We start from the raw sequence: 4,798 nt of genomic DNA on the forward strand, positions 1-4,798 counted from the left end.
CGGCGCTGACAATAGCACCCGGACAGCGCCGGCCCCGCTTTCCGCGGCGCCCGGCTGCCGCCCGGCGAACCGCCGGCTTCGCGACACCGCGGCCCGCAAGAGAAGCCGCTGCCCACAGAAGCCGCTGCCCACAAAAGACGAAGGCCCCGTGACGACCGCCACGGAGCCCTGTTCAGGCCTGCGGACCCCAAGGCCGCGCCGACCGGCCGGCGGGGCGCCGGGCCCCGCCCGCCAGGATCACTGCACGGCGGGATTACTGCGCGGCGGGTTTGCGCCAGGAGGCGGACACGCTGAGCGCCCCGAAACGGCTTGCCGCCTCCATCGCCGCCGAGCCGCCCACGGCCGGCGCAAAGGACGACGACGACGGGGTGACGGTGCCGAGCATCGACACGCTGTTGGGCGACGGCAGCGGCAGCGGAACGGTCATCTCCGGGGCCGAAAGCGCCGTCGTGGTCAGGCTGGTCGCCGTGGCGGAACCGTCGCCGACGGCGGTGGCCGGCACGGCAAGCTGCATCGGCGCGCCGGTGGCCGGCACGAAGGGGGTGTAGACATAGGACGCAGCGAGCGGCGCGGTGTTGGCAACGCGCGCAGCGGCCTGCGCGGGATCGCTGGCATGCGCACGGGCGCTGTAGGCCACCGGCTCGACGGCGGCAACCTCGGCCGGCGCAGCCGCCGCGGAAATGACCGTCCCCGGCCTGACCGGCGGCATGTCGGGATCGCCGCTTTCCAGCACGGCCACCTCGGCAACCGGCTGGGCAACCGGCACGGCCGCCGGTGCGGAGGCCAGCATGGCGGCCTCGGCCGGGCGGGCGGTGGCGGAGCGGCGGGCTGTGGTGGCAGCGGCGACGGCCGGCTGGGCGGCCAGCACCGCGGCGGCCGCCGGCTGCGGCGCCGCCGGCAGCCCGGCACTGGCGACCTGAACGGCGGTTCCCGGCCGCTCTTCCGGCAGCGGCGTGGCGAGACCGGCGATGGTCATCTGGCTCACGTCCGGCAGGCTGGCCGGCGGCGGGGTGACCGGCTCAGGCCGCTGGGCCAGCACCGGCATCATGGTCTGCAGCTTTTCCAGACCCTGCTGGATCGAGTAGACCGCCGTCGGGCCGGCCGAAGCGAGCATCATGTTGCGCTCGCCGGTCTCCGGCAGCGCGCGGCCCGGCTTGTTCGGCTCCGAATAGGTAGCCAGCAGACGGTCGGTATCGTCGACGCCGACCGGGGCCTCGCCGACATATTCCACCGACACGCGGGCCGAACCGGATCGCTTGAAATCCAGCATCGAGGCCACACGCTCGGAGACATCGACCAGACGCCGGCGGGAGAACGGGCCGCGGTCGTTGACGCGGGCCACGATCGAGCGGCCGTTCTTGAGGTTCGTCACCCGCACATAGGACGGCAGCGGCAGGGTGGGATGGGCAACGGAAATGGACGTGGAATCGAAGGTCTCGCCGCTGGCCGTCATGCGGCCGTGAAGTTCGAGACCATACCAGGAGGCGACGCCCACAGCCTTGTAGTGCGGATCGTGGGCCGGGGTGTACCAGCGGTTGGCGACTTTATAGGGCTTGCCGACGACCGGCCCGCGGGCGTTCTTGCGGGCATCGACGGAGGCCACCGTCACCTTGTCGGACGGCTCGATGGCACTGGTTTTGGTGGTGGGGTTACAGCCGGCGGCGGCAAGGCAGCCGGCGAGCACGCCGGCACCGATGAGCGTTCTGGCGACCGGGGCCCGGTTTGCCCCGCTGCGATCCGGCCGGGCGTCGCCGGCGGTGAGCGGAGAAGACGTTGCGGCCTCGGCCGCGTCCGGGTTGCCATGGTCGATCTGATCGCGCGCCATACCACCTCACTCGGTCGCACCGCAAAGGACCCTGCGGCACAGGCAGAGGATGAGGGCGTCGAAGACGACCCGACATCCGATCCAGAATTCAGCCCGGCCCGCATTCTGCCGGGGCCGGACGGCTGAGACCCTGTGTGGGCCGTGGCCCTGTGCGGGCCGTTATCGTTGCCTGCGGACGGATCGTTACGACCGCGGGAATCTCTGTCGCGAAAACGCCCGCACATCGGCAAGGGGGCGTTTCAGCCTTTCCACAGCTGTTACGTTAACGTGTTCGCCGGCCCGCGCCAAGCCCCCGGACCGCGGCAGAACACCCCGCCCGCCACCCCGCGGCCGCCTCGCAGCGCGATTTTCGCCGCCCGGCCGCCGGCGGAGCGCCACCGGTCTTCCACAGCGCCGGCGCACGTGCGGCCGGGACGTGTTTTCTGCGCTGCGGCAGCGGCTTAGCGCGGTGCGGCCGGCCGCCTCTCCACAGCCCCGGCGCGGGCGGGCGGCGCGGCGGGCATCCGGCGCAGGCTGCGGTTGCAGAGCGGCCGGGCATGGGGCCGCGGCTTCCGGCGAATTGGTTAGAAAATTCCCACCCGATTACAGACAATACAGGCCAGCCTGCCGATACGAATCATAAAGGCGCGGTATCTTATAGAGAGACGCAGGTCGCACCTGCCACCAGAGCGGGCTTTCCGACCCGGACCGGCGACCGGTTTCGTGCTGTTTTGCAGAGGCATCGCAGCAGATCGGCGCGCCGGGCTGCGGAACGACGCCGGGCGGCAGCCGGAGAGCTGCCGCCGGTCGCTCCGTCCGGTCGGGAAGCCTGCATCATCGTCGTCAGAGTCCGGTTGTCACATGCGTTTCGTCGTTCCCCTGCTCTACATCGCCGCCGCCGGCCTCTGGCTCTGGGGGCTGCATGACGTGGTGGCCCTTGCCACCAACGGCGTGTGGGTTTCGGGCATTCCCAAGATCGACATCCTGTCGGCCGGCGTCATCAAGCTCATCGCCGGCGCGCTCATCTGCGCGCTGGCCGTGCGGCTGTCGCGGCAGTCCTGAGCCGGCAGACCGGCCCGCCGATCTTGCATTCGTGTCACAACGATGCCAAATCCAGCGCAGGGTCTGACAGGCCGGCTCGCTTCCTGCAGGCTTCCCCGCAAACACAAGGCCGTCGCGCACCCTCCTGACGTTCGCCGGCTCTGTGTGCTCCCGCATCTGGCGGGGCCGGGAAGAGGCGGCCGGCCGCAGCGGGAGAACGTGAAGGTATGCACAGGCCGGAACCCCGACAATCCGCCAGCGGGCAAGCGGCGTGAGTTGCCTTTCCGCAAGCCGGCCGGGCCCGCTCGGCAGACGGGATGACCCTGCAGGCGGTGACCGGGCAGCCGACGACCGGACCGGTATGGCTGGCGGCCTGTGCCGCTGCGGCCCCGATGCCGCCGTCGTCTGGATCATCCTGCTCAGCACGCTCATCCGCCTCGCCTTTGCCGCCGCCTTCGGCCTCGGCATCGACGAGAGCTACATGGTGGCGGCCGGCCGCGCGCTGCACATCGGCTATTTCGATCATCCGCCGGCCTCGTGGTGGCTGACGTGGGCGGTCACGCACCTGACCGGCAGCGAGGCGCCGGTGGTGGCGCGGGCGCCGTTCATGGCGCTGTTCGCACTTTCCACCTGGCTGATGTACCGCCTCACCCGGCGGCTCTACAGCCCGCAGGCCGGCGTTGCCGCCGCGCTGGTGATGAACCTCATTCCGGTGCTGGCGCTGACATCGGGCACGTGGGTGCTGCCCGACGGGCCCCTCGATGCCGCGCTGCTCGGCGCGGCGCTGGCCATGGTGCGCGCGCTGGAGGCCCGTCGCCCGGCGAGCTTCGGCTGGTGGGCGCTGGCGGGCCTGCTGGCCGGGATCGCGCTTTTCTCCAAATATACCGCCGCCGGGGTGCTGGCCGGTGCGTTCGTCTTTCTCCTCACCGCGCCGGCCCACCGGCACTGGCTTGCGCGGGCCGAGCCCTATCTCGCCGCGCTGCTGGCGCTGGCGGTGTTCTCGCCGGTGCTGGTGTGGAATGCGCAGAACGACTGGGCTTCGTTCGCGTTTCAGGGCAGCCGGGCCGCGGCCGTGGTGTTGCGGCCGCTGGCCCCGCTGCGCACGCTGGCCGGCGAGGCGCTCTATGTGCTGCCGTGGATCTGGCTGCCGCTGATGGTCGTCACGGTGCGCGCCGTCTGCCGCGGCCCGCGGGCGGACTGGCGCGGCTGGTTCTTTGCCTGCCTCGGGCTGCCGCTGGTGGCCGGCTTCGTCATCATCTCGCTGTGGTCCAGCCGGCAGGTGATGTTCCACTGGGCGGCGCCCGGCTATCTCATGCTGGTGCCGCTGCTGGGCGAGGCCGTTGCCCGGCGCCTTGCCGCCGGCGACCGGCTGACGCGGTTCTGGGTGCGCGGCACCGTGGCGCTGATGGTGGTGGTGGTGCTGGGCGCGGCCGCGCTCGTGCGGCTCGATCCCATGCCGGGCCTGTGGAACCGCTCGCAGGGCGCCCGCGAACTGGTTCTCGATGCGGTGGACTGGACCGCCCTGCCGGCGGAACTCGCCAACCGCGGCCTTGCCACCGGGCCTGACGACGTGATTGCCGCCGTCAACTGGCGCGAGGCCGGCAAGCTGGACTATGCCTTCGGCGGGCGCGTGCCGGTGATCTGCCTCAACATGGATGCCCGGCAATATGGCTTCAATGCCTGGCCGTCGGACTATGCCGGGCGCGATATGATCATCGTGCTGCGGCCGCGCGACGAAGAGCGGGCGCTGATGCTGGCCCCCTTCTTCCGGCGCTTCGAGGATGCCGGCACGGTTTCGGTGCCGCTCTCCGGGCACACCAGCCTGCCGCTGCGGGTGTTCATTGGCCGCAGCCTCGTCGCCTGGCCGGAGCGGCCGGCCGGCGGCTGAGCGGACCGCCGGCACAGGGCACCCTCTGCCGTCGTGCCCGCCGGTGCCGGCCCCCGCGCGCCTGC

At 71.7% G+C, this 4,798-nt stretch carries 3 protein-coding genes; 2 read left to right on the forward strand and 1 reads right to left on the reverse strand.

The window, feature by feature from the left end:
- Positions 1 to 253: 253 nt before the first annotated feature.
- The gene (locus V7067_RS09035; protein WP_334175565.1) at positions 254 to 1,825 is read right to left on the reverse strand and encodes a septal ring lytic transglycosylase RlpA family protein; all 1,572 of its coding nucleotides are present in this window, start codon (positions 1,823 to 1,825) and stop codon (positions 254 to 256) included.
- 840 nt (positions 1,826 to 2,665) lie between these two features.
- Between V7067_RS09035 and V7067_RS09040 the strand changes: the two genes are divergently transcribed.
- Positions 2,666 to 2,866 (forward strand): hypothetical protein, encoded by a 201-nt coding sequence (locus V7067_RS09040; RefSeq protein ID WP_334175566.1) that lies wholly within the window; start codon positions 2,666 to 2,668, stop codon positions 2,864 to 2,866.
- Positions 2,867 to 3,206: 340 nt separating this feature from the next.
- Complete coding sequence (locus V7067_RS09045) at positions 3,207 to 4,733, forward strand: glycosyltransferase family 39 protein (RefSeq protein WP_334175567.1); 1,527 nt, start codon at positions 3,207 to 3,209, stop codon at positions 4,731 to 4,733.
- The last annotated feature ends 65 nt before the right edge of the window (positions 4,734 to 4,798 follow it).

The organism is Pseudoxanthobacter sp., assembly GCF_036822375.1.
Lineage (GTDB): Bacteria > Pseudomonadota > Alphaproteobacteria > Rhizobiales > Segnochrobactraceae > Pseudoxanthobacter.